Annotated in this window: 18 protein-coding genes; 9 read left to right on the top strand and 9 right to left on the bottom strand. The window is 70.1% G+C overall.

Annotated elements, in window-relative coordinates:
- Positions 1-122 precede the first annotated feature (122 nt).
- The 6 genes from OKJ99_RS35985 to OKJ99_RS36010 all read right to left on the bottom strand — a co-directional run bounded on the left by OKJ99_RS35985 (position 123) and on the right by OKJ99_RS36010 (position 9,083).
- Positions 123-3,248, bottom strand: a complete 3,126-nt coding sequence (locus tag OKJ99_RS35985) for a discoidin domain-containing protein (RefSeq protein WP_326022501.1) — start codon at positions 3,246-3,248, stop codon at positions 123-125.
- Between the two features lie 167 nt (positions 3,249-3,415).
- The gene (locus OKJ99_RS35990; protein ID WP_326022502.1) at positions 3,416-5,269 is read right to left on the bottom strand and encodes a glycoside hydrolase family 2 protein; all 1,854 of its coding nucleotides are present in this window, start codon (positions 5,267-5,269) and stop codon (positions 3,416-3,418) included.
- A 48-nt stretch (positions 5,270-5,317) separates the two neighbouring features.
- A complete protein-coding gene (locus OKJ99_RS35995; RefSeq protein WP_326022504.1) occupies positions 5,318-5,941 on the bottom strand; it encodes a hypothetical protein in 624 nt (207 codons plus the stop codon).
- Positions 5,942-5,947: 6 nt separating this feature from the next.
- Complete coding sequence (locus OKJ99_RS36000; RefSeq protein ID WP_326022505.1) at positions 5,948-6,784, bottom strand: carbohydrate ABC transporter permease; 837 nt, start codon at positions 6,782-6,784, stop codon at positions 5,948-5,950.
- A complete protein-coding gene (locus OKJ99_RS36005; protein WP_326022506.1) occupies positions 6,781-7,749 on the bottom strand; it encodes a carbohydrate ABC transporter permease in 969 nt (322 codons plus the stop codon). The genes OKJ99_RS36000 and OKJ99_RS36005 overlap by 4 nt, the downstream gene beginning before the upstream one ends.
- Entirely contained in the window at positions 7,746-9,083 is a 1,338-nt protein-coding gene (locus OKJ99_RS36010; RefSeq protein WP_326022507.1) for an ABC transporter substrate-binding protein, read from the bottom strand. The genes OKJ99_RS36005 and OKJ99_RS36010 overlap by 4 nt, the downstream gene beginning before the upstream one ends.
- Before the next feature lie 211 nt (positions 9,084-9,294).
- Between OKJ99_RS36010 and OKJ99_RS36015 the strand changes: the two genes are divergently transcribed.
- A complete protein-coding gene (locus tag OKJ99_RS36015) occupies positions 9,295-10,338 on the top strand; it encodes a LacI family DNA-binding transcriptional regulator (protein WP_326022508.1) in 1,044 nt (347 codons plus the stop codon).
- Positions 10,339-10,361: 23 nt separating this feature from the next.
- Here OKJ99_RS36015 and OKJ99_RS36020 read toward each other — a convergent pair whose 3' ends face one another.
- Positions 10,362-11,042 carry a GntR family transcriptional regulator gene (locus OKJ99_RS36020; RefSeq protein WP_326022509.1) on the bottom strand — a complete coding sequence of 227 codons (681 nt, stop codon included), beginning with the start codon at positions 11,040-11,042 and terminating at the stop codon, positions 10,362-10,364.
- 134 nt (positions 11,043-11,176) lie between these two features.
- Here OKJ99_RS36020 and OKJ99_RS36025 point away from each other — a divergent pair, with 134 nt between their 5' ends.
- The 8 genes from OKJ99_RS36025 (at position 11,177) to OKJ99_RS36060 (ending at position 21,499) form a co-directional block, all read left to right on the top strand.
- On the top strand, positions 11,177-12,589 hold the full coding sequence (locus tag OKJ99_RS36025) for an amino acid permease (RefSeq protein WP_326022510.1): 1,413 nt from the start codon (positions 11,177-11,179) through the stop codon (positions 12,587-12,589).
- Positions 12,590-12,614: 25 nt separating this feature from the next.
- Positions 12,615-13,889, top strand: a complete 1,275-nt coding sequence (locus OKJ99_RS36030) for an aminotransferase family protein (protein ID WP_326022511.1) — start codon at positions 12,615-12,617, stop codon at positions 13,887-13,889.
- 4 nt (positions 13,890-13,893) lie between these two features.
- Positions 13,894-15,363, top strand: a complete 1,470-nt coding sequence (locus OKJ99_RS36035) for a purine-cytosine permease family protein (protein WP_326022512.1) — start codon at positions 13,894-13,896, stop codon at positions 15,361-15,363.
- A gap of 81 nt (positions 15,364-15,444) precedes the next feature.
- Positions 15,445-16,836: a flavin monoamine oxidase family protein gene (locus OKJ99_RS36040; RefSeq protein WP_326022513.1), complete on the top strand. Its 1,392-nt coding sequence runs from the start codon at positions 15,445-15,447 to the stop codon at positions 16,834-16,836.
- Positions 16,837-16,842: 6 nt separating this feature from the next.
- The gene (locus OKJ99_RS36045) at positions 16,843-17,721 is read left to right on the top strand and encodes a TetR/AcrR family transcriptional regulator (protein ID WP_326022514.1); all 879 of its coding nucleotides are present in this window, start codon (positions 16,843-16,845) and stop codon (positions 17,719-17,721) included.
- Positions 17,722-17,896: 175 nt separating this feature from the next.
- A complete protein-coding gene (locus OKJ99_RS36050) occupies positions 17,897-19,261 on the top strand; it encodes a cation:dicarboxylate symporter family transporter (protein ID WP_326022515.1) in 1,365 nt (454 codons plus the stop codon).
- Between the two features lie 228 nt (positions 19,262-19,489).
- Entirely contained in the window at positions 19,490-21,100 is a 1,611-nt protein-coding gene (locus OKJ99_RS36055) for an APC family permease (RefSeq protein ID WP_326022516.1), read from the top strand.
- A 198-nt stretch (positions 21,101-21,298) separates the two neighbouring features.
- Entirely contained in the window at positions 21,299-21,499 is a 201-nt protein-coding gene (locus OKJ99_RS36060) for a hypothetical protein (RefSeq protein WP_326022517.1), read from the top strand.
- A 14-nt stretch (positions 21,500-21,513) separates the two neighbouring features.
- Here the strand turns inward: OKJ99_RS36060 and OKJ99_RS36065 are convergent, their stop codons facing one another.
- Both OKJ99_RS36065 and OKJ99_RS36070 read right to left on the bottom strand, forming a co-directional pair.
- Complete coding sequence (locus OKJ99_RS36065; protein WP_326022518.1) at positions 21,514-22,218, bottom strand: glycoside hydrolase family 130 protein; 705 nt, start codon at positions 22,216-22,218, stop codon at positions 21,514-21,516.
- Entirely contained in the window at positions 22,134-22,577 is a 444-nt protein-coding gene (locus tag OKJ99_RS36070; RefSeq protein WP_326022519.1) for a hypothetical protein, read from the bottom strand. Before OKJ99_RS36070 ends, OKJ99_RS36065 begins: the two co-directional genes overlap by 85 nt.
- Between the last annotated feature and the right edge of the window lie 10 nt (positions 22,578-22,587).

Raw genomic sequence — 22,587 nt, forward strand, 5'->3', positions numbered from 1 at the left:
GTCAAGGGGTCGTGCGGGGAATTCTGATGCTCAACGGGGTTGCTGCGCACGTCGTTTGAGCACGCCGAGGGACCCGGCCGCACGTGGGCGGCCGGGTCCCTCGAAGTACGGCGATACGCAGGTCAGCGCACGGAGAACCGGACCAGGCGCGCATCCGTGGCCCGTTCGCCTGCCACCTTGAAGGCGACGTAGCGGGCCGTGGCCAAGCCGAGCGAGAGCGTCCGGTCCGGGCGCTTGCCGGTGAGCCGGCCCGCGACCCGGTAGTCGAGCCCGTCGGTGCTGAGTTCCACCTCGGCGGCGGGCGCCCCGCCGACCGTCCACTCCGCCTCGACGCTGCGGAGCGCGACCTCTTCGCCGAGGTCGACCACCAGACGCCCGCCAGGACCCGGGCGCCACGCGGTACCGCGGTCGCCGTCCACCGCCGTCGCCGGGTCGGACATGCCCTCGGGCAGCGGGCTGGTCGGGAAGACGGTCCGGCCGAGCGCGCGGTCGTCCAACGGGAAGGCGGTGGCACCGGGGAGGTGCAGCGTCGTCTCCCGCGCACGGGACACCGTGGCCACGGCGCCGCGGCCCTGCGCCTCCACCCGGACCCGGCAGGAGGCGCCGGAGAGCCGAAGCGTGGCGCCGTCGACCACGCGGACCCGCAGACCGGCGGGCAGCCGGTCGCCCGGCAGCGGAGCCAGCGTGAACCGGGGAGCGAGCAGCACCGCCTCCGCCGCGTCGAGGTCCGCACGGTAGGTGACACCGTCGTCGGTGACGCTCTGGTCGCCCTGGAAGACGGTGCGACGGTCACCGGACTGCGGGACGTCGACGGTGGTGGTGACCCGCGCACCCGACAGGTTGAAGACCGCCAAGTGGTCGTCGGTGAGCGCTACTTGGACCGCATCGGAGCCCGTCGTGGCGGACGGCTTGCGGGCCAACGCGCGCAAGCCGTCCGCCGACGAGCCCGCGAAGCCCTCGACCACGACGGGCGCCGCCGGGCCGTCGGCCGCCACGATCGTGTCGCCGTACACCGCGAGCGGATGCTTGCCACCCCGGACGACGAGTCCGGCCCTGCCGTCGACGTCGAGCCAGCCGCCACGGCTGCTCACGTCCGGCACCGGCCAGGTGGCGAGGTCTTCCCATGCCTCGCCGTCGGCCGAGCCCTGGATGCGGTAGGCGCGGCCCGCGGCGGCCTCCCAGCGCAGTGTCACCTCTTCGATGTCGTGCTGTGTGCCGAGGTCCACCGCGAGCCAGCTGTCCGCGCGCGGACGGTCGGCCTTGGAGACGGCCCACCGGGTCGTGAGGTCACCGTCGACGGCGAGTCCCGGCCCCTTGCCCGTCTCGCTCGACGACGCGGTCGCCGTCGAGCCGCGCGCGAGGTCCGTCCCGTCGGCGCCGTCGCGCACCTCCATGGCGAACAGCGAGTACCCGTACGTCGGGTCGGGCCGCACCCCGAGCATCCTGATGTGCCGGACAGAGGTGCGCGACACATTGACCTTGTCGACGCGCGCCGCGGACCCCGACCCGTCCTGGGCCCGCACGGAGGCGCTGCCCTCCTCGAAGCGGTACGTGCGGGACCCGTCGAGCCCCGCCATGCCCGGCATCGTGAGGTTGTGGATCTCCAGGTGGCCCTCGCCGGCGCCGGTACCGCTCGTGGCGTAGACGACGGAGCCCGTCGGTAGCGTCGCGAACCCCGCGTAGCCACCGTCCAGTTGGAGGACGCTCGCGCTGCCGTCGAAGCCGTCGCGCAGGGACTCGTAGAGCCGCACCGCGCGGTGGGTGACCTTGCCCTTGGCGGAGGGCAGGAACATCGGGGTCGCGCCGCTCAGCTTGAACAGCCAGTCGTCGTGCCCCGGCTGCCAGGCGAACTTGACGAAGCCGGGCTTGCTGACGGTGCCCGCCCACGCGTGCGGTGTCTGGTGCGAGACGAGGCCGGGGCCGGCGCCGAAGTCCGTGACACCGGACGCGTGGGCGAACAGCTCCTCTTGCGAGTACGGGCGGACCGGATCGCGGCCCTCTTCTGCCGCCCACACATGCAGCAGATAGCTGATGGCCAGCTCGGCGCGGGCCTCCGGCTCGTACTTCGGCTCCCCGGAGAACTTGGCGAGGCGGTGCTCCGGCGGATACTTCTGGTACGCCTCGAGCCGCTCGGCCAGGGCCTGTTCGGCGCGCGCCGCCGCACGGTCACCGACCACCTGTGCGAAGAACGCGAGCGGGATGACATCCCGGCCGTACAGGTGCTCGCGGTCGTTCACCATCGGCATCAACGGCTCACCGGCGTCGCTCATGACACCAAGGAGCGTGCGCCACAGCGGCTGGGCGTTCGGCTGTTTCGCCAGTACCTCGGGCAGCGGTCGCCCGGCCGTCAGGAAGTGCGCGGCGTTCCGCCCCGAGGTGCGCCACAACTCCTCCTGATAGTGCGGGCCGAAGGATCCGTGGTTCTCGACGATGAACGTGTCGTACAGGTTCCGTGCGGTGTTGCGCGAGACACGCACGCCGTCCACGAGCGCCGGGTTGGCCAGGTCGGCGGGCGGCAGCCCGGCCTCGTTGCGCGACCACGTGCCGTAGCCGGACTCCCAGTCGGAGTGGCGCGGGTCGTCGGGGGCCCAGGCCAGAGCGGGCGCGAGGGTCTGCGCGTACAGACCCATCTCCTCCAGCTTGGTGTCACCGACGTGGCCGCCCTTGAGGCCGTTCGGTGTCCAGTCACCCGAGTCGGGGTCGTCGCCCGTTCCCAACGACGTGGTGTACGCGGCCTGTTCGCGTGTGATGGTGTCGACGCGGTCGCGCGTCGCGTCGTCGAGCTCGTCCCACAGGAGGCGCGTCGCGAGTATGAAGTACGACTGGAAAGTGGTGTCGAAGAACAGCTTGCGACCCCATTCGGTGCCGCCCGTGAGCCGGTTCGACGCGGCGAAGTGCCGGATGGTGGCGAGGGTGCGCGCCTTGAGGGTGTCCCGGTCGATGCCGGCCCGGTCGGCGTCGTACGTGCCCTGCGTCAGCAGGACCGCGTTGCCGAGGACGACGGCGAATCCGAAGTCCTTGGCCGTGTAGTGGCCGAGCGCGGCGTCCCACTGGGTCTCGGACCAGCGGGTGTGGTCGAGCAGGACCCGGTGGTAGGTGGCGGCGATGTCGTCCGGGGGAGCGGACGAACGGCCCGCCGCCCGTGCCTGGTTGGTCCCGGTGAGGGCGGGCAGTGCGGCCATGGCACCCGTCAGGCCGACGGCCTGGAGGAACCTGCGGCGATGGAGCTGCGGGAGGTGGTGCGGCATGAGCAGGACCTCTTTCGCGGAACACGAGACAACGTTGTCAGGTGGAAGGGGCTCAGTATTCGATCTCTGACCTGCGGGCGTCAACGGTCGGGCGGGGAGGGCACGATGGCCGGTGTGTGACCGAGGACGATGCGTCGTCCGCGGGCACACACCGGCCGTCACCGGGGTCAGTCGCGGGTCCGGGTGAGGATCGCGCGGAGTTCGGGCACGGGGAGCTTCGGTTCGCGGTCCGCCGTGAGCAGGCCGTTGACCTCCTGCTCGGTGTCGGTGAACTGGGTGTAGCAGAAGCCGGCGAGCCCCGAGTCGACGGCGGCCCCCACCAGGGAGGACAGCCGCTCGGCGAAGTCCTTGTCGGTGGCGACGGTGTCGTAGCCGAACCACTCGGCGCCCTCGGCCGGTTCGAAGGTGGCGCCGCCGAACTCGCTGAGCACGATCGGCTGCCCCTCGTGGCGCACCCCGTCCAGGGTGAGGCGCCGGGCGCCGGGCCACCGCTCGGTGAACTCGCCGCGGCGCAGGGCCGGGTGGCCGTAGCGTTCGCGCAGCACATCGGCGCGCTGCGTGTAGTCGTGCACGCCCCACATGTCACCGGTGGAGATCTCCCAGCCGTCGTTGGAGACGGCCGGGCGCGAGGGGTCGAGGGCCTTGGTCAGGTGGTACAGGGCGTCCATGAAGTGGCGCTGCTCGGGCACGAGCGCCGGATTGGGCACGGACCAGGACTCGTTGAGGGGGATCCAGGCGACGATCGAGGGGTGACTCAGGTCGCGCGAGAGAGCCTCCGTCCACTCGGCGACCACCCGCTCGACGGTGGTCGTGCCGAACGCGTACGCCGACGGCATCTCGCCCCACAGCACGAGGCCGAGCCGGTCCGCCCAGTACAGGAAGCGCGGATCCTCGATCTTCTGGTGGATGCGAAGACCGTTGAGGCCGATCTCCTTGGCGAGTTCGGCCTCCCGGCGCAGCTCGTCCGCCGACGCCGCGAGGTGCGAGCCCGGCCAGTAGCCCTGCTGCAGCGCGAGCCGCAGGAAGTACGGCTTGTGATTGAGGAGGAAGAGCCCGTCGTCCCAGCCGATGTCACGAAGGCCGAGGTAGGACGAGACATGGTCGACGGCCGCGACGGCCGCGACGCCCGCTCCGCCGCCCGCCGCGCCATCCGCTCCGCCACCCGCCGCGTCCGCCACCTCGACCGTCGCGTCCACGAGGCGCGGCCGCTCCGGGCTCCACAGCACACCGTCCAGGTCCTGTCCGTTGCGCAGCGCGGGCACCGCGATGTCGAACGTCGCCTCCTGACCGTCGGCGAGGCTCCGCTGATCGGCGAGGACACGCTCGCCGAGAGTCAGACGCACCGACACATGGACGGGCGACGCGGGCCACCGGCTGAGGCGTACCCGGCACCGTACGCGGGCGTTCGCGACGTCGGGTGTCCAGTGCAGCGTCGTCACGTGCAGCTCCGGGACCTCCTCCAGCCACACGGGCTGCCAGATCCCCGAGGTGCGGTGGTACCAGATGACGTGCGGGTCGCGGTGCCAGTCCTGCTTGCCGCGCGGTTGCGTGACGTCGAGCGGCTGGTCCTCCGCGCGCACCACGACGACGTGCGCGCCGTCGTGCTCGCCGTCGTGGTCGAGCACGTCCGTGACATCGCAGGAGAAGCCGGTGTGCCCGCCCTCGTGCCGGCCGACCAGGCGGCCGTCCACCCAGACCTCCGCGCGGTGGTCGACCGCGCCGAAGTGCAGCAGCAGGCGGCGGCCCGCGGCGGGACGGGGCACATCGATCGTGCGGCGGTACCAGAGCACGGGGTGGAAGTCGGCGTCGTGCACCCCGGACGCCTCGGACTCGGGCGGGTAGGGCACGGTCACGACGCCGGTGAACGGCGCGGTGACGTCCGGATCCATCCAGCGCTCGGTGCGTCCGCGGTCCGCGTCGTCGTGGGCGAACCGCCACGGACCGCTGAGGTCGTGCCAGTCCGGGTCCCGGACGAGCTGCGGCCGGGGGTGTCCTGCGACGTCGAGGTGGGTGTGAGACAAGGAGAACTCCGGTGGTGTGGTGCGCTGTTCAGGGGACGGGCCGGGGTGTCAGGGCGCGGGTCGGCCCGTGGGGGAGCGGAGGTCGACGGCCGTGGCGGCGAACGCCAGCGGGCCGGGCAGCAGCGGGACGAGCATCGGCATCGCCCACGCGAGGAGCACGGCCAGGACCACGGCGCCCGCGAGGAGCAGGCTGCCGCGCGGATCGGCGAGCGAGCGGACGAGACCCTCGCGCGCGGACAGCCGGTGCGGCTCCTCAAGTGCCGTGGCCCGCAGCCCCACGACCGCGGCGCCCAGGGCGAGCAGCAGTAGGGCGGGCGCCAAGAGCTTCGCTCCCGGCAGGTCGGTGCCGACCAGCCGGCTGTCGAGCAGCAGAAGCAGGGCGAGGAGCGGCGGGACGAGGCCGGCGAGCAGCGTGCGCGGGCCGAGGCGTGCGCGCAGCTCACCGACGTAGCCGCGGACACTGATCTGGACGCCGCTGTGCGCCGTGCCCCGCAGCGTCGCCGACGCCGCCGAGAAGGCGGCGGGCGCCGTGACGACGGGCAGGCAGGCGACGCTGGTCAGCAGGCCGACGAGCAGCATGTCCGCGAAGAGCGCGAAGCCGCCGCCGAACACCTCACCGGGCTCCCGGCGTTGCTGTCCCGAGTCGCGCGGTGCGACGGGTGCGTGGGTCATGGCGGGTCAGCCCTTCAGCCCGGAGGTGGCCATGCCCTGGACGAGATAGCGCTGGAAGACGAAGAAGAACAGCACGATCGGCAGCACGGAGATCACCGACATGGCGAACATCGGCCCGTACGCGGAGGTGCTGCCCTGGTCGACGAAGCTGCGCAGGGCGAGGGTGATGGTCGACTTCTCCGGCGAGAACAGATAGATCATCTGCGTGAAGAAGTCGTTCCACGTCCAGATGAACGTGAAGATGGCCGTGGTGATCAGCGCCGGACGGCTGAGCGGCAGCGTGATCGACCAGTAGGTGCGGAACGGGCCGCAGCCGTCGATCCGCGCCGACTCCTCCAGTTCCCGCGGCAGCCCCCGCATGAACTGCACGATGAGGAACACGAAGAACGCCTCGGTGGCCAGGAACTTCGGCAGGATCAGCGGCCAGAACGTGTCCACGAGGCCGAGCTTGTTGAAGATGATGTACTGCGGGATCAGCACGACGTGGTGCGGCAGCATCAGCGTCGCCACCATGAAGCCGAACATCGGCCTGCTCATCCGGAACCGCAGCCGGGCGAAGGCGTACGCGGCCAGCGAGCAGGACAGCACGTTTCCGAGGACCGAACCCCCGGCGATCAGCAGGGTGTTGGAGAGCAGCTGGGGAACCGAGATGCCCGACACACCTTCCATGGCGGTCGTGTAGTTGCCCCACTCCAGGTGGCTGGGCCACAGGTCGAGGCTGGCGATGACCTCGTCGGCCGGCTTCAGCGACGTGGCGAGCAGCCAGGCCAGCGGGTACAGCAGCACCAGCAGTCCCACGGCGGCGATCGTGTGCGGCACCCACCGTTTCGCGGCGATGTTCATCGGCCCTCCTCGTCCGCGTAGAAGACCCAGGACCGGGACGTCCGGAAGAGGATCAGGGTGACCACGCCGATCGCGATCAGCAGCAGCCAGGCCATCGCCGAGGCGTAGCCCATGTGCGAGGCCGTGAAGCCGCGCTCGTACAGGTACAGCGTGTAGAACAGCGTGGAGTCGGCGGGACCGCCCTCGCCGCCGCTGACGGCGAACGCGGGGGTGAACACCTGGAAGGAGTTGATGACTTCGAGGACCAGGTTGAAGAAGACGACCGGGGACAGCATCGGCACGGTCACCGAGATGAACTGCCGCCAGCGGCCCGCCCCGTCGAGCGCTGCGGCCTCGTACAGGTCGGGCGAGATCTGCTGCAGCCCCGCCAGGAAGATCACCATCGGCGCGCCGAACTGCCACACCGTCAGCAGGACGATGACGTACACCGAAAGATCGGCGTTGCCGACCCAGCCGCCCGTGTGGATGCCGATGGTGTCGAGGACGCGGGAGACGGTCCCGCCGTCGTTGAACAGCGCACGCCACACCAGCGCGATGGACATGCTCGCCCCGAGCAGCGACGGCGCGTAGAACGCGGAGCGGTAGAAGGCCCGGCCCCGGCCGAGGTTCTTCAGCAGCATGGCCACACCGAGGGCGAAACCCAGCTTCAGCGGCACGGCCACGACGACGTACAGCATCGTGGTGCCGACCGAGCGCCAGTAGCGGGGGTCGTCGGTGAGCATGTCGGTGTAGTTGCGCAGGCCGATCCACTTCGGCGGGTCGAACAGGTTGTAGTCCGTGAACGACAGATACAGCGACACCGCCATCGGCACGAGCGTCAGCACGACCGCGCCGATCATCCACGGCGAGAGGAACACGTAGGCGGGCCACTGCTTTTCGCGCGTGGGACGGCGCCCCTTGCCGGGTGCCGGCTGCTGGGGGCCCTGGTCCGTGGGTGCGGGCGCCTTGGTGGTGAGTGCGCTCATGACCTCAGCTCCTTGTTGGCCTCGTCGATGAGTTCGCGCGCCGCCTGGCGGGGAGTCGCCCTGTCGTACATCACGCGCTGGTACACGCGGGTGAAGGTGGGCTGGATCGCCAGGTCGGCGGGCGGCGGGGCGGTCGGCGGAGCGTCGAGGCCGTACTTCTCCATCGTCTGCGCGTACCGAAAGATCTCCAGCTCGGGACCCTTGAGCGTCTTGCCGACGCGCGTGGCGATCGTCCGGTTGGGCGGGGTGGACCGGGAGAACCCGAGGATGTCGCCCGCCCGACTGTCGTTGAGCAGGAAGTCGACCAACTGGGCCGCCTCCTTGGGGTGTTCGGAGTGCGCGCCGATGCCGACCAGCATGCTCGGCTTGAAGTACGCGCCCTGCCTGCCGTCGGTCGTGGGCACGGGCGCGTAGTGCACCTGGTCGCCGAGCAGGTCGACATAGCCCGGGAAGGGCGCGTCCCACGTGAAGTCGGAGGCGGCGAGATGGCGGCCCATCGGGGACATCTCGGTGTTCGTGGCCTGCACGGAGTCGCGGGGCTCGGCGACGGCACCGTCCTTGCGCAGGCCGTCGTAGAGCGTCCAGAACTCGGCGAGGTCGTCCTCGGTGTAGGCGAGTTCGGTCTGGCTCCTGTAGAGCTTCCCGCCGCGGCTGCGGAGCCAGTCCTCGAAGATGTCCTCGTTGCCGCCGCCGTCGTTGGCGCCGCGCAGCGGGCGCCCGTCGGGGGACTTGAGGCCGAGCGCGGTGACCTTCCTGTTGGCCTCCGCCCACTCCTGCCAGGTCCAGTCGGAGGGGGGTGTGCCGATCCCGGCCCGCTCGAAGATCTTCGAGTCGTAGGCGAATCCGGTGATGCCGCGGCCCATCGGCAGGGCGTACTGGCCACCCTTGTACGTGCCGGTGCGCAGGAAACTGTGGTCCATGTCGGACGTGTCGACGGTCCCGCGCTTGATCGCGTCGTCCAGGGACAGCAGCGCGTCACCGCCGGCGTACTGGGACACCTGCCGGTAGTCGAGCTGCACCACGTCGGGAATGCCGCCGCCCGCGGCCTGTGTCGCCAACTTCTGGAGGTACGCGCCGAATTCGCCGTTCGACGTGCGGACGGTGACGCCGGGGTGCTCCTTCTCGAAGAGGCGCACCGCCTTCTCGGTGCGCGCGGCACGGTCGTCATTGCCCCACCAGGAGAACCTGAGGGTGACACCGCGCGACGTGCCGCCGCTCGCGGTGGAACAGCCGGACAGCGTGCCGGTCAGCGCGGCACCGACCCCGGCGGCCGCGGTGGTCAGGACGGCCCGGCGGCTGAGGTGGGGGCGCGGGCCGCTTCGGGGCTCGGGCATGGGAGACCTCTCGTGAGGCAGGCGTGTGGGGCACCGTGGGTGGCTCGCAGGCGCTGCGGCGCGCCCCGACGGCGACGGATTCCAACGTTGTAACCAGTGGGTGTCGCCGAGGTCAACCCTCTGGCGAAAATGAAAGCGGACCGGGACCAGGGCTGTGAATGGCAGGCGCCACATGCATAATCAGAGAAAGCAACGTGAGGGGAGCCGGGCAGTGGCAGCAGTGACGCTCAAGGACGTCGCCGAGCGGGCGGGGGTGTCGATCAAAACGGTTTCCAACGTTGTACGAGACGCGCCACGGGTCTCGGAAGCCACGCGGACCCGCGTGATGCGCGCCGTGCAGGAGCTGGGGTACCGGCCGAACCCCTCGGCCCGCCGGCTGCGGACCGGGCGCAGCGGCCTGATCGCCCTCGCCGTCCCCGACCTGGCCACCCCCTACTTCGCGGAACTCGCCCACCACGTGCGCACGGAGGCTGCGGCGCTCGGTTTCACCGTCCTCATCGAGGAGACCCTCGGTGACACCAAGGAGGAACTGCGTCTCGCGACGGGCGTCGGGGCGTCCCTCCTGGACGGCGTGATCCTCTCCCCGCTGCACGTCTCGCCGGACGAACTCGCGCTCGTCACCGACCAGTTCCCTCTCGTCCTCCTCGGCGAGCGCAGCTACGAAGGCGACCGCGTGGTGGCGGACCACGTCCTCATCGACAACGTGGCGGCCGCCCGCGAGGCCACCGCACACCTGGCGGGCCTCGGCCGCACCCGCATCGCCGCGATCGGCGTCGACAAGGCGGGCTCCGCGACCAGCCGCCAACGCCTGGAGGGCTTCCAGCAGGCGCTGCACGACGCGGGCCTGACCTACGACCCCCGCCTCGCGCCCCAGATCAAGGACTTCGACCGCGGCAACGGCCTCCGGGCGATGCGCGCCCTGGCCCAACTCCCCAAGGGCCAACGCCCCGACGCGGTCTTCTGCTTCAGCGACCTCCTGGCCGTCGGCGCCCGCCGCGCCCTCCACGAAGCGGACCTGACCATCCCCGGCGACGTGGCCCTGGCCGGCGTCGACGGCTCGGAGGAGGCCCGCTACGGCACCCCGTCGCTGACCTCGGTGGTCCCCGACAAGGCAGCGATCGCCTCACTGGCGGTGAAGTGCCTCGTCGACCGCGTCCGCGCGGAGGACCCCCCACCGTTCGAGGTGCATGTGGCGCCGCACTGGCTGGAGGTGCGGGAGTCGAGCGGGGGCGAACGGGAGCCGCTGGAGCCCTGAACCCCCGTACCCCGCACCGCCGTTCACCCCTCGAAGGACGCCGCCAGAATCTCCTGCACCCGCGCCGCGTTGGACGCGATGTGATGCCGCGCCTCCCGCTGCGCGCGCTCCGCGTCGCCCGCGCGGATCGCGTCCATCAGCGGTTCGTGCTCGCCGAGCAGCCTGCGCGGGTTCTCGTTCTCGCGCTCGTGGGCGGACAACGCCATGAGGTAGAAGCGCAGTTCACGGGTGAGACCTGCGTAGAACGCGTCGAGGCGCGCATTGCCCAGCGTCGCCACGATCGCCCCGTGGAAGAGCAGGTCCGCGGCCACGATGTCGGCGCGCCGCAGTGAGGCGGTGACCGTGACGAGGTTGTCGTACGCCGCCTCCACGGAGGCGAGTTGGGCCGCGCCGAGGGGCGCCGCGAGGGCCGCCGCCTCCAAGTGCTCGCGCGCCGTGTAGAGCTCGTCGACACTGTGCGGAGTGGGAGAGATGACCACGGCCCCGCGGTTGGCCTGGAAGCGGATCAGGCCGCCGTGCTCAAGGAGCCGGACGGCCTCGCGCACCGTGTTGCGGGCGATGCCGAGTTCGGCGGCGATGGCGCTCTCGCGCAGTCGCTCGCCCGGCCGGAAGGCGCCGGCGAGGATCCGCTCCGACAGACCGTCAGCGATCTGCTGTGCGGTCGTGGTTCGCTGGGCCACCAGCCCTTCAAGTGCCGTCGTCATGGCGTCATCGTAGCGATCCCTCGACCTCTGGTGCCGGACAGTAGAACTGTTCTACAGTTGCGCACTGCCTCGGCCGATCACGGCCCGTCGCCTGCGTGACCCACTGAACCGATGTTGCAGGAGGGCCCTCAACAGTGCGGACAACTCACGGACACGACCGGATCGACCCGGGTGACGGGACGGCCCCGGAGCAGCCGCCCTCCGACGCACCCCGCACCCTCAGACAGCGCCACGTGCGGATGATCGCCCTCGGCGGCATCGTCGGCGCCAGCCTCTTCGTCGGCAGCGGCGCCGTCATCCACACCGTGGGACCGGCCAGCATCCTGTCCTACGCCCTCGGCGGCCTCCTGGTCATCCTCGTCATGCGGATGCTGGGCGAGATGGCGACCGCCTCGCCGACCCTCGGCTCGTTCATGGAGTACGCCCGGACATCTCTGGGTGGCTGGGCCGGCTACACCATCGGCTGGCTGTACTGGTACTTCTGGGTCGGCGTCGTCGCCTTCGAGGCGGTCGCGGGCGCCAAACTGCTGATGCTCTGGATACCCGGCGTACCGCAGTGGCTCCTCTCCCTGGTCCTGATGACACTGCTGACGGCCACGAACCTGGTGTCGACCCGCTCGTTCGGCGAGACCGAGTTCTGGCTGGCCTCCATCAAGGTCGTCACCATCGTCGTGTTCCTCGTCGCCGGCACGCTCTTCACGCTCGGGCTGTGGCCGGACGCGAAGCTGTCGGTGGGCAACGTCGCCCTCGACGGATTCGCCCCCAACGGCCTCTCGGCCATCCTGCACGGCGTCGTCCTCGTGATCTTCTCCTACGTCGGCACCGAGATCGTCACCATCGCCGCCGCCGAATCCGATGACCCGGTGAAGTCCGTCGTGAAGGCGACGTCCTCCACGGTGTGGCGCGTCATCATCTTCTACGTCGGGTCGGTCACCCTGTTGGTGATGATGACGCCGTGGGACCTGATCCCGACCGAGACCAGCCCGTACGCGGCCGCCTTCGGCAAGATGGGCGTGCCCGCCGCGACCACCATCATCAACGTCGTGGTGCTCACCTCGGTGCTGTCCGTGCTCAACTCCGGCCTCTACACGGCCTCGCGCATGCTCTTCGCCCTCCAGAGCAACAAGTGGGCACCCCGCTGGGTCGCCCACCGGAGCCGCAAGGGCACCCCCTGGAAGGCCATCCTGGCCTGCACATCCGTCGGATACGTGGCCGTCGCCATGAGCTATGTCGCCCCGGACACCATCTTCAACTTCATCATCAACTCGGCGGGCGCCGTCGGCCTGTTCGTCTACGCGATCATCGCGGGCTCGCAACTGCGCATGCGGCGGCAGCTGGAGCGCGAGGCCCCGGAGCGGATCAAGCTGCGCATGTGGGGCTACCCGTACCTGAGTTGGGCCACCCTCGCGGCCATCATCATCGTACTGAGCTCCATGCTCCTGGTCCCGGACGCGCGCTCGCAGCTGTACCTGAGCATCCTGAGCCTGGCTGCGATCCTCGCCACCTACGTACTCGTACGGTCCCGGCGCCGCGCCACCACACACTGACCCCCCACCTTTTACGGAGAGCCCCATGGCCCAGGAGAACCCGCCCGTCCTGTCAGGCCCCGCCCTGTGGAGCGCGCAGGCCCACCTCCCGTCCGTCCTCGGACGCCAGCTGACCATCGAACGCGCCGACGGCAGCTACCTGTACACCACGGACGGCCGCCGCCTCTTCGACGGCACCGCAGGACTGTGGCACGCCAACGTCGGACACGCGCGCCCCGAACTCGCCGACGCCGCCCACGACCAGATGCGACGCCTGGAGACGTACCACGTCTTCGGCCGCTACCTGAACGACCGCGCAGTAGCCCTCGGCGAACGCCTCGCCGCGATGTCACCCATCGAGGACCCCAAGGTCATCCTCAACAGCGGCGGCAGCGACGCCATCGACGTCGCCTGCAAGCTCGCCCGCAGGCACTGGCAGCGCGAGGGCCGCGAGGACAAGACCATGATCCTCAGCCGCGAGTTCGCCTACCACGGGCTGCACGCCTACGGCACGAGCATCGCCGGCCTCGACTTCAACCGGACCGGCTACGGCACCGAGTCACTCGTCCCGGAGACCGCGCGCGTGTCCACCGACGACATCGAGGCCGTCGAACGCACCGTGCGGGAGATCGGCCCGGAGCACATCGCGGCCCTCGTCGCCGAACCCGTCCAGGGCACCGGCGGTGTCATCGTGCCGGCCCCCGGCTACCTCGAAGGCCTGCAACGCATCTGCCGGGAGAACGACATCCTGCTGATCATCGACGAGGTGATCACCGGGTTCGGGCGCACGGGCCACATGTTCGCCACCGAACGCTACGGGCTCACACCCGACCTGATCACCTTCGCCAAGGGCGTCACCTCCGGCTACGCCCCGCTCGGCGGCGTCCTCGTCGCGCCGCACATCTGGCAGCCGTTCTACCGGGACGCGGACGACACCCCCATGTTCCGGCACGGCGCCACCTACTCCGGGCACGCCACCGCCTGCGCCGTGGCCCTGCGCAACCTCGACATCCTCGACGAAGAGAAGCTGGTGGCCCGAGTGGCCGACCTCGAACAGGTCCTCGCCGACGAGCTGCGGGTCCTCGGCACACGGGAGTCCGTCGTCGAGACACGGGTCGCGGGACTGCTCGGCGGTGTCGCCCTCGTCGACGACATCAACGCGGAGGCGGTCACCGACGAACTCGTCGAGCACGGCTTCGTCACCCGCCCGCTGCGCGGCAACACCGTCCAGATCAGCCCGCCGTTCATCACCACCGACGACGAACTGCGCGGGCTCGTCGCCGCCATCGCCGCGGTGCTCACGGCACACGAAGGCCGGTGACGCGATGCCGATAGCGGATGAGCAACCAACGGGCGGCCTCGTCGAGTCGCGGTCGATCGACGTGGTGCCGGACGAGGAACGCCACGGCACCGCGTTCAGCCAGTTCACCCTGTGGGTGGGCGCGAACCTCCAGATCACGGCCGTGGTCACCGGCGCCCTCGCGGTGGTGCTCGGCGCGACCGCCTTCTGGGCGGTCATCGGACTCCTCGTCGGAAACCTGCTCGGCGGCTCGGTGATGGCCCTGCACTCGGCGCAGGGCCCCCGGCTCGGCCTCCCGCAAATGATCTCCTCGCGGGCCCAGTTCGGGGTCCGCGGCGCGGTGGTGCCCCTCGTCCTCGCGGTGTTCATGTTCATCGGCTGCACCGCGAGCGGCACCGTCCTCGCGGGCGAGGCGGTCGGCGAACTGACCCACCTGGGACCCGTCGCGGGCATTCTCATCTTCACGGCGGTCACCGCGGTGGCGGCCGCCATCGGCTACCGCCTCATCCACTTCCTGGGCCGGCTCGCCGGAGTGGTGTGCGGGGTCGCGTTCGTGTACCTCGGCATCCGCCTCCTCCAGCACGACGACATCGGCGCGGTCCTCTCCGACCACAGCTTCGCCCTGCCCGCGTTCCTGCTCGCCGTCTCGCTCTCGGCGTCCTGGCAGCTGTCGTTCGGCCCGTACGTCGCCGACTACTCGCGCTATCTGCCGCGTTCGACCTCGGCCCGCGCGACGTTCGGCTGGACGCTGGCCGGGACCGCGCTCGGGGCGCAGTGGTCGATGGCCTTCGGAGCCCTCGCCGCGGCGGCCGCGGGGGAGGCGTTCATCGGCCACGAGGTGACGTACGTGGTGTCGCTCGGCGGGGCCGGATTGATGGCGGCGGTGCTCTACTTCGTCATCGCGCTCGGCAAGCTCACCGTCACGGTGCTCAACACGTACGGCGCGTTCATGTCGACCGTGACGAGTGTGACCGGGATGCGGCGGCGGGGCGCGGTGCCCCACCGGCTCTCGCCGCGCGGGCGGGTCGGCTACATCGCCGCGATCATCGTGGCGGGCGCCGCCGTCGCCCTCGCGGGGCGCGGCGACTTCCTCAACACGTTCTCGACGTTCCTGCTCATCGTGCTGGCCTTCTTCACCCCGTGGAGCGCGGTGAACCTCGCGGACTACTACCTGATCGCGAAGGAGCGCTACGACATCCCGGCCCTCAACGACCCCGACGGCCGCTACGGCTCCTGGCGGGCCCCGGCCCTGGTGTCGTACGGAGTGGGGCTGGTGGTCCAACTCCCGTTCATGGCAACGGACCTGTTCACCGGCCCCTTCGTCGCCCCGCTGGGCGGCGCGGACATCTCGTGGATCGTGGGACTGACACTGCCGGGGGCGCTGTACTGGGTCCTGGCCCGCCGCGAACCGCACCGGATCCCGGACCGGATGATCTACCCGGAGGACGCATCGCCACCGCAGGCACCCCAGGGAGCGGCGGAGGTGGCCGTATAGCCCGGAGTACGCGCATCTAGCCCGGAGTGCACGCATCGCAACATTGACTGAGTGATCAGTGTTGCGACATGCTCTCCCGTCATGTGGGAACGAACCGAAAAGGACCTGGTCGAGACCGAGGTCGTCATCGTCGGCGGCGGCTACGCGGGTCTCGCCGCGGCGCTCCAACTCCACGACCACGGCGTCGACTTCACGCTCCTTGACGCGGCGGACCGGGTCGGCGGCCGCGTCCTCACCGAGTCCCGTGACAGTGGTGTGCGCCTCGACCACGGAGGCCAGTGGATCGGCCCCACCCAGATCCGGCTGCACGCCCTCGCCACCCGCTTCGGCTGCGGCACCTTCCCGACCTGGGAGAGCGGCAAGCACATCGAGGTGTGGCACGACGGCGCCGCCGTTCCCTACCTCGGGGCGGCGCCCGCCGACGGGCCCGGCATCACCGCGTACACACACATCACCGAAACCCTGGACACACTCGCCCGCACCGTGGACACCACCGAACCGTGGCACACCCCCGGCTTCGTCGAGTGGGACGCGCAGACCGCGCAGTCCTACTTCCGCGCGCACACCGACGACCCGGACGCACTGCGCCGACTCGCCCTCGCCGTCCAGGGCGTGTGGTGCGCGGAGCCGTACGAGATCTCCCTGTTCCACGTGCTCTTCTACGTCGCCGCGGCGGGCGGCTGGGAGCAACTCATGGAGACCGGCGGCTGCGCCCAGGACAGCCGCTTCGTCACCGGCGCCGCGGGACCCGCCCGAGCGGTCGCCGCACTGCTCGGCGAGCGGATCCGCCTCGACGCCGCGGCCCACCGCATCGAGCACGACGCCGACGGCGTACGCGTGCACACCGCCGACACCGTGTACGTGGCCCGGCGGGCGGTCGTCGCGCTCCCGCCCACCGCGGTGCGCGCCCTCTCCTTCGCCCCGGCCCTGCCGGTCAGCAGGGAGGGCTGGCTCTCGCACAGCCCGATGGGGCGCGTCGCCAAGGTCCACGCGGTGTACGACACCCCGTTCTGGCGCGCGGCGGGCCTGTCCGGCATCGCCACCCTCTACGACGACGGGCCGCTCGGCGTCGTCTTCGACAACTCGCCCGCGGACGCCGCGCACGGTGTGCTCGTCGGCTTCGTCTACGGCGACCGGCTCACCGACTGGAGCCGCCTCGACGACGCCGACCGCCGCGCGGCCGCCCTCGCGAGCCTCGCCCGTGTCGTCGGCGACGGAGCGGCCCGCCCCCGCGACTACACCGAGAAGAACTGGTCCCAGGACCCGTACGCACGCGGCGGATACGAGGCCTACGCCACCCCCGGCGGCTGGACCGGCTACGCACGCCACGGCTGGCGAACACCCACCGGGACGCTGCACTGGGCCGGTACGGAGACGGCCAGTGTGTGGAACGGCTACATCGACGGCGCCCTCTCCTCGGGGTACCGGGCGGCCGACGAAGTCATCACGGCACTCTCGGCGCAGGCGGGCTGACACCGTATGGGCCCCGACAGTGAGGGCGGGGCGACGCTCGTCGAGCGGGCCCGCGAGGTCGTCCTCTCCGCACCCATGAGCCAGCGGGAGTTCGCCGACCGTGTCGGCATGGACCCCACCGCCCTCTCCAAGGCGCTGCGCGGCAACCGGCGGCTGCGGGACGTCGAGATCGCGGCCATCGCCCAGGTCGGCAGGGTGTCGCAGCGCTATCTGCAGACCGGTGTCGGCCGGCCACCCGCGCCGCGGGACGGCGCGAACGGCGAGCAGGGCACCCGCAGGCGCGCCGACGCCGTGGACGCCGAACTGCGCCGCACGCAGATCCTGGAGGCCACGGCCCGGCTCATCGCCCGTCGCGGCTTCCACAAGGTGCGCGTCGCGGACATCGCCGAGGCCTGCGGCACCAGCACCGGCACGGTGCACTACCACTTCCCGACGAAGGACGACGCCCTTCGTGCCGCGCTCGTCTTCTACGCGGACCGCTTCCACGCCCGCCTGGAAGCCGAGTTCGAGACCGCCCACAGCACCGTCGAGAAGCTGCGCCGCCTGATCGAGGTGCAGCTGACGACCACGGAGGAGGACGCCGACGAGTGGTCGGTGTGGGTGCAGTCGTGGAACGAGGCGATCCTCGATCCGAGCCTGCGGGACGGTCAGCGCGGTGTCCACGCCCGCTGGCGCGGCGTCGTCCTGGACCTGGTGCGCACCTGTCAGCGTGAGGGCATGGCCGAGGGCGTCGACGCGGAGGCGCTGGCCGCCCGCTTCACGGGACTCGTCGACGGCCTGGCGATCCAGGCACTCGCGGGAACGGGCGACATGGACGCGGCGCGGATGCGGGAACTGCTCCTGGACGCGTTCGAGCCGTACATCAGCCTGCGAAAGGCCAGTTGAGCGGCGCTTGAGCGGCGCTTGAGCAGGCCATTCGCACGTGGGTTCGGGAGCAATCTCCAAGATCTACAACTGGAACGATCCGGGGTCTTCCGTGCCGGTTGGGCGTCAACGATAGTGATGCATCGCGGAATTGATCTTCCGCTATGCAGAATGTCCGCCCATGTAGGAGTGCCCCATGGCGCACGCCAACGGAAACATCGCACGCCGCGCAGGCCGTCTCCTGCGCACCAGTCTCTTCGCTCAAGTACTGCTCGCCCTGCTGCTCGGCGTCCTCGTGGGAAGCCTGTGGCCGGAGGCCGGATCGGCCCTGCAGCCCCTCGGGGACGGCTTCGTCCGGCTCATCAAGTCGATGATCGCCCCCCTGGTGTTCTGCGTCGTCGTCGCGGGCATCACCAAGGCCGGCGACCTGAAGGCCTTCGGCCGGATCGGCGTGAAGGCGCTGATCTGGTTCGAGGTCGCCACCACCGTCGCCCTCGTCATCGGGCTGCTCGCCGGCAACATACTGGCACCCGGCGCCGGCATGAACGTCGACCCGGCCACCCTCGACAAGGGCGCGGTCGACGAGCAGACCGGCGGCGGGCATCTCCCCTCCACCGCCCAGTTCGTCCTGGAGTCCCTGCCGGACAGCGCCGTCGGCGCCTTCGCCGAGAACTCCCTGCTCCAAGTCCTCGTCCTGGCCTGCCTCGTGGGCGCCGCGCTGCTGCACCTCGGCCAGAGCAAGGTCCCACAGATCCTGCCGTTCATCGAGCAGGCTCAGGACGTCGTGTTCACCATCGTCGGCTACATCATGAAGCTCGCCCCGCTCGCGGTCTTCGGAGCCACCGCCCACCTCGTCGGCGAATACGGCGTGGGCGCGATGTCGACGTACGGGAAGCTGATCGCCGTCTGCTACGGCGTCGCCCTGGCCTTCCTCGTGCTGCTCGGCCTCGCCCTCAAGGCGGTCACCGGGCTGAGCCTGTGGAAGTTCGTCCGCTACACCCGCGAGGAACTGCTGCTCGCTCTCGGCACCGGCTCCAGTGAGACCGTGATGCCGCGGATGATGCAGAAGCTGCGCGCGGCGGGCTGCCGGGACGACGCGGTCGGCCTCGTCCTGCCCACGGGGTACTCCTTCAACCTCGACGGCGCCTCCATCTACCTCTCCATCGGCACCCTCTTCATCGCCCAGGCCATCGGTGTCGACCTGAGCCTCGGTCAACAGGTCACCGTCGTCCTGGTGTTGATGCTCACGAGCAAGGGCATGGCGGGCGTGCCCGGTTCGGCGTTCCTCGCGCTGTCCGCGACCGCCTCCGCCCTCGGCGTCATCCCGGCCGCCGCGGTGGCGCTGCTGCTCGGCGTCGACCGGATCATGGACTCGATGCGGGTGGCCACCAACCTCCTCGGCAACTGTGTCGCGGTGTTCGCGGTGTCACGCTGGGAGGGGGCCCTCGACCGGGTCACCGCGAAGCGGGTGCTGAACGGCGAGGAGCCGGGCTCGGTACCGACGCAGCAGGACACCCCCGCGACTGTGAGCAAGGACGTGACCGCCACCAAGGACAGCTGACGCCCGGCCATCACCACATCAATCAACACCCTTGCCCTGCCCATCATTTGGCAAATCTAGATTCATGCTGCATGGATCTCGACCGGCAGGGCAGACGGCCGCCCAGTAGCAGATCAAGCGAGCGACCTCGAAAGAGTGGGCCGCAGATCAGGGACGGATGTGGTGATGGCCACGCTGACTGAGTCTTCGGGGAAGTCCTCGGAGCAACGAACAGCGCTACGCAGAGACATGGGTCGCATCAGCCTGCTTTTCGCGGGCGTGGGATCCATCATCGGGTCCGGCTGGCTCTTCGGCGCGTTGAACGCGGCGAAGATCGCCGGGCCCGCTTCCATATTCTCGTGGGCGATAGCCGCCGTGATGATTCTCCTCATCGGGCTGTGCTTCGCCGAACTGGGAACCATGTTCCCGGTGTCCGGGGGAGTGGTGCGCTTCCCGCACCTCTCCTTCGGCTCCTTCGCCAGCTACACCATGGGCTGGATCACCTGGATCGCCGCCGCGACGGTGGCCCCCATCGAGGTCGAGGGCGCCCTGCAATACGCCACGAAGTGGGCGCACTTCACCGATTTCCACGAGGCGAACGGCGCCTACACCCTGACCACACTCGGCTATGCCGTCGCGGTCGTCGCCATGGCGTTCTTCGTGCTGCTGAACTACTACGGAATCCGCTGGTTCGCCCGCGTCAACAATGTCCTCGTCTGGTGGAAACTGCTGGCCATCGCCCTGGTGGTGGTGGCGTTCTTCGTGACCGCATTCCACGCGCACAACCTCGGAGCCGCCGAGTACGGAGGCTTCGCCCCCGGCGGAGCGAAAGGCATCTTCACGGCCATCTCCACCGCAGGCATCACCTTCTCCTTTCTGGGCTTTCGCCAAGGCGTGGAACTCGCGGGCGAGACCGACAATCCGCGGCGCAACGTCCCGTTCGCCGTCATCGGCTCCGTCCTGCTCACCGGCCTGATCTACGTACTCCTCGAAGTCGCCTTCCTCGGCGCGGTCCCCGAGAGCGACCTCCAGCACTCGCACGGCTGGCTCAACCTGGCCTTCGCCAACGACTTCGGCCCGCTCGCCGCCATCTCCAGCGCCATCGGCCTGGGTTGGCTGGCCTACATCCTCTACGTGGACGCGGTGATCTCGCCGGCCGACACCGGCCTCATCTACACCACCGTCACGGCCCGCATCTCCTACGCCATGGCCCGCAACCGCAACGCGCCCGCAGGGCTGGCCAGGACCACGCCCAAGGGGGCGCCGCTGGTCAGCCTGGCCGTGACCTTCGTCCTCGGGCTGATCGTCTTCCTGCCCTTCCCGAGCTGGCAGGAACTGGTCGGCTTCATCACCTCGGCCACCGTCCTGTCCTTCGGGTCCGGGCCGCTCGTCCTCGCCGTGATGCGCCGTCAGATCCCGGAGCACGAAAGGCCGTACAGGATCCCCGGCGGTGACATCATCCCGTTCCTCGGCCTCTACTCGGCGAACCTGATCGTGTACTGGGCGGGCTGGAACACCAACTACAAGCTGTTCCTCACCATCTGCATCGGCTTCGTCGTCCTCGCGGTCCTCCAGGTGATCGACAAGGGGCGCGCCCCGCGGCTGGACTGGAGGGCGGGCGCGAGCTGGGTGCTGCCGTGGCTCGTCGGCCTCGCCGTGATCAGCTGGATCGGCGACTACGACGGCGGCCTCGGCTGGATCGGCCTCGGCTGGGGCTTCGTCGCCAACCTCGCACTGACCGCACTCGTCTACCTGCTGGCGCTACGTGTGCGGCTCCCGCGCGAGCGCGTGCTGGAGAACATCGAGGAGGCGCGCGAGGAGTCCCGAATGGAGGACGCGGAACTCGGCACGACGCACTGACCGACCCTGACCGGCCTCCGGCCCGCACACCAACACGCGGTGCGCGGGCCGGAGGTCGGTCCACCCGTCCCCGAAAATCGCCCAGATGGCAATATCAGCGGCAATCCATAGCGTTACGGAATCATCACATCATCACGCTCATGCGCGTTCATGCACGGGGCAGGCGAAAAGTGAGAAGTCGAGGAAAGGAAGCCACCGATGCTGATCGTGGCTCTTTTGCTCCTGCCGACCATGGCACTGCTCCTGCTCGGCATGGACCGCATAGAGGACCGCATGGACGGAGTGTCCCGCACTGGGTCGGGACATCATCGATTGCGTCATCTCCGCCTCGTCCACGGTGACGAGCAGAGCAGCCGGGAAACGAAGTCGACCAGACAGGCCGGCCGCGAGGCCGCGTGAAGAGTGCGACACGCTCAGCCCGCGGGCCCGGGCCGCCACACCGCGACTCCGAGCACCGAATCCGCCATGCCGTAGTACAGGAACCAGGCGTCGCGGAACCGCACCAAGCCCTCGGTGAAAACCACGTGATTGACCTGGCCGTCCTGTTCGTCGGCCGAGGTCGGCACGAGGAACGGCCGCTCGAGGCGGGCCACCGCCTTGGTCGGGTCCGCCGGGTCGATGAGGAGCTGCCCGGTGGAGTACTGGCCCTTGGTGTACCCGCCCTTGCCGTCCGAGCGGGCGTTGTAGACGAGCAGGATGTGTCCGTCGTCAGTGCGCAGCGGCGGCGGACCGGGCTCGATCAGGGACCCCTCCCAGGGGTGCACGGGCTTCGCCACCGGATCGTCGTTCCCGACGGTCTCCCAGTGGATCAGATCCTTCGACCGGGCCCAGAACACATGGGACTCACCGAAGTACATCCAGTACGTGCCGTCGATGGGCGTACTGAGGATGGCCCCTGACTTGTTCCACGGCTTGTCACCATGGATCGGGTCGTGCAACTCGGGGAACAGCGGCCCGTGCTTCTCCCAGTGCACCAGGTCCTTCGACGTCGCCAGGCACAGCAGCGCGCTCGTCCCGTCGTAGCCGGTGTACGTCATGTAGAAGGTGTCACCGACGTGCACCACCCGCGGATCCTCACACCCGCCGGGCAGCTCGTACGGCTCGCTCGGCGTGAGCACCGGCTCGGCCCTGCGCCGGAACGTGACGCCGTCGTCGCTCCGAGCCCGATGCTGGACCTCTTCGCCTTGTTCTGCGCCCGGTACAGCAACGCGATCCTGCCACCCACCACCAGGGCGCAGGGGTTGTACAGATACGCCGACTCCCACTCGTGCGACGGCTCCGGCCGCAGAATCGGATTCGCCTCACTCTTGGTGAACGGCCCCATGGGGAACGTCGCGGGCCCACGCGGAAACCGTTCGGGCGCGTCCGCGGCGGCAGTGCCCGTCGCGGCGAGCGATCCGGTGAGCGCCGCGCCGACCACGGTCGCCGAGGCCTTGAGCATGCCGCGGCGGCCGTGCGCCTGCTGGTTTTGGTACATGTGGAGTGGT

It is taken from the genome of Streptomyces endophyticus (assembly GCF_035798155.1).
Classification (GTDB): domain Bacteria; phylum Actinomycetota; class Actinomycetes; order Streptomycetales; family Streptomycetaceae; genus Streptomyces; species Streptomyces endophyticus.

Excerpts from the sequence above, each read along its gene's own strand:
- OKJ99_RS36040 (WP_326022513.1), top strand. The coding sequence starts at position 15,445 with ATGTGGGAACGAACCGAAAAGGACCTGGTCGAGACCGAGGTCGTCATC.
- OKJ99_RS36060 (WP_326022517.1), top strand. The coding sequence starts at position 21,299 with ATGCTGATCGTGGCTCTTTTGCTCCTGCCGACCATGGCACTGCTCCTG.
- OKJ99_RS36035 (WP_326022512.1), top strand. The coding sequence starts at position 13,894 with ATGCCGATAGCGGATGAGCAACCAACGGGCGGCCTCGTCGAGTCGCGG.
- OKJ99_RS35985 (WP_326022501.1), bottom strand. The coding sequence starts at position 3,248 with ATGCCGCACCACCTCCCGCAGCTCCATCGCCGCAGGTTCCTCCAGGCC.
- OKJ99_RS36020 (WP_326022509.1), bottom strand. The coding sequence starts at position 11,042 with ATGACGACGGCACTTGAAGGGCTGGTGGCCCAGCGAACCACGACCGCA.
- OKJ99_RS36070 (WP_326022519.1), bottom strand. The coding sequence starts at position 22,577 with ATGTACCAAAACCAGCAGGCGCACGGCCGCCGCGGCATGCTCAAGGCC.
- OKJ99_RS36050 (WP_326022515.1), top strand. The coding sequence starts at position 17,897 with ATGGCGCACGCCAACGGAAACATCGCACGCCGCGCAGGCCGTCTCCTG.
- OKJ99_RS36045 (WP_326022514.1), top strand. The coding sequence starts at position 16,843 with ATGGGCCCCGACAGTGAGGGCGGGGCGACGCTCGTCGAGCGGGCCCGC.
- OKJ99_RS35995 (WP_326022504.1), bottom strand. The coding sequence starts at position 5,941 with ATGACCCACGCACCCGTCGCACCGCGCGACTCGGGACAGCAACGCCGG.
- OKJ99_RS36030 (WP_326022511.1), top strand. The coding sequence starts at position 12,615 with ATGGCCCAGGAGAACCCGCCCGTCCTGTCAGGCCCCGCCCTGTGGAGC.
- OKJ99_RS36000 (WP_326022505.1), bottom strand. The coding sequence starts at position 6,784 with ATGAACATCGCCGCGAAACGGTGGGTGCCGCACACGATCGCCGCCGTG.
- OKJ99_RS36010 (WP_326022507.1), bottom strand. The coding sequence starts at position 9,083 with ATGCCCGAGCCCCGAAGCGGCCCGCGCCCCCACCTCAGCCGCCGGGCC.
- OKJ99_RS36005 (WP_326022506.1), bottom strand. The coding sequence starts at position 7,749 with ATGAGCGCACTCACCACCAAGGCGCCCGCACCCACGGACCAGGGCCCC.
- OKJ99_RS36055 (WP_326022516.1), top strand. The coding sequence starts at position 19,490 with ATGGGTCGCATCAGCCTGCTTTTCGCGGGCGTGGGATCCATCATCGGG.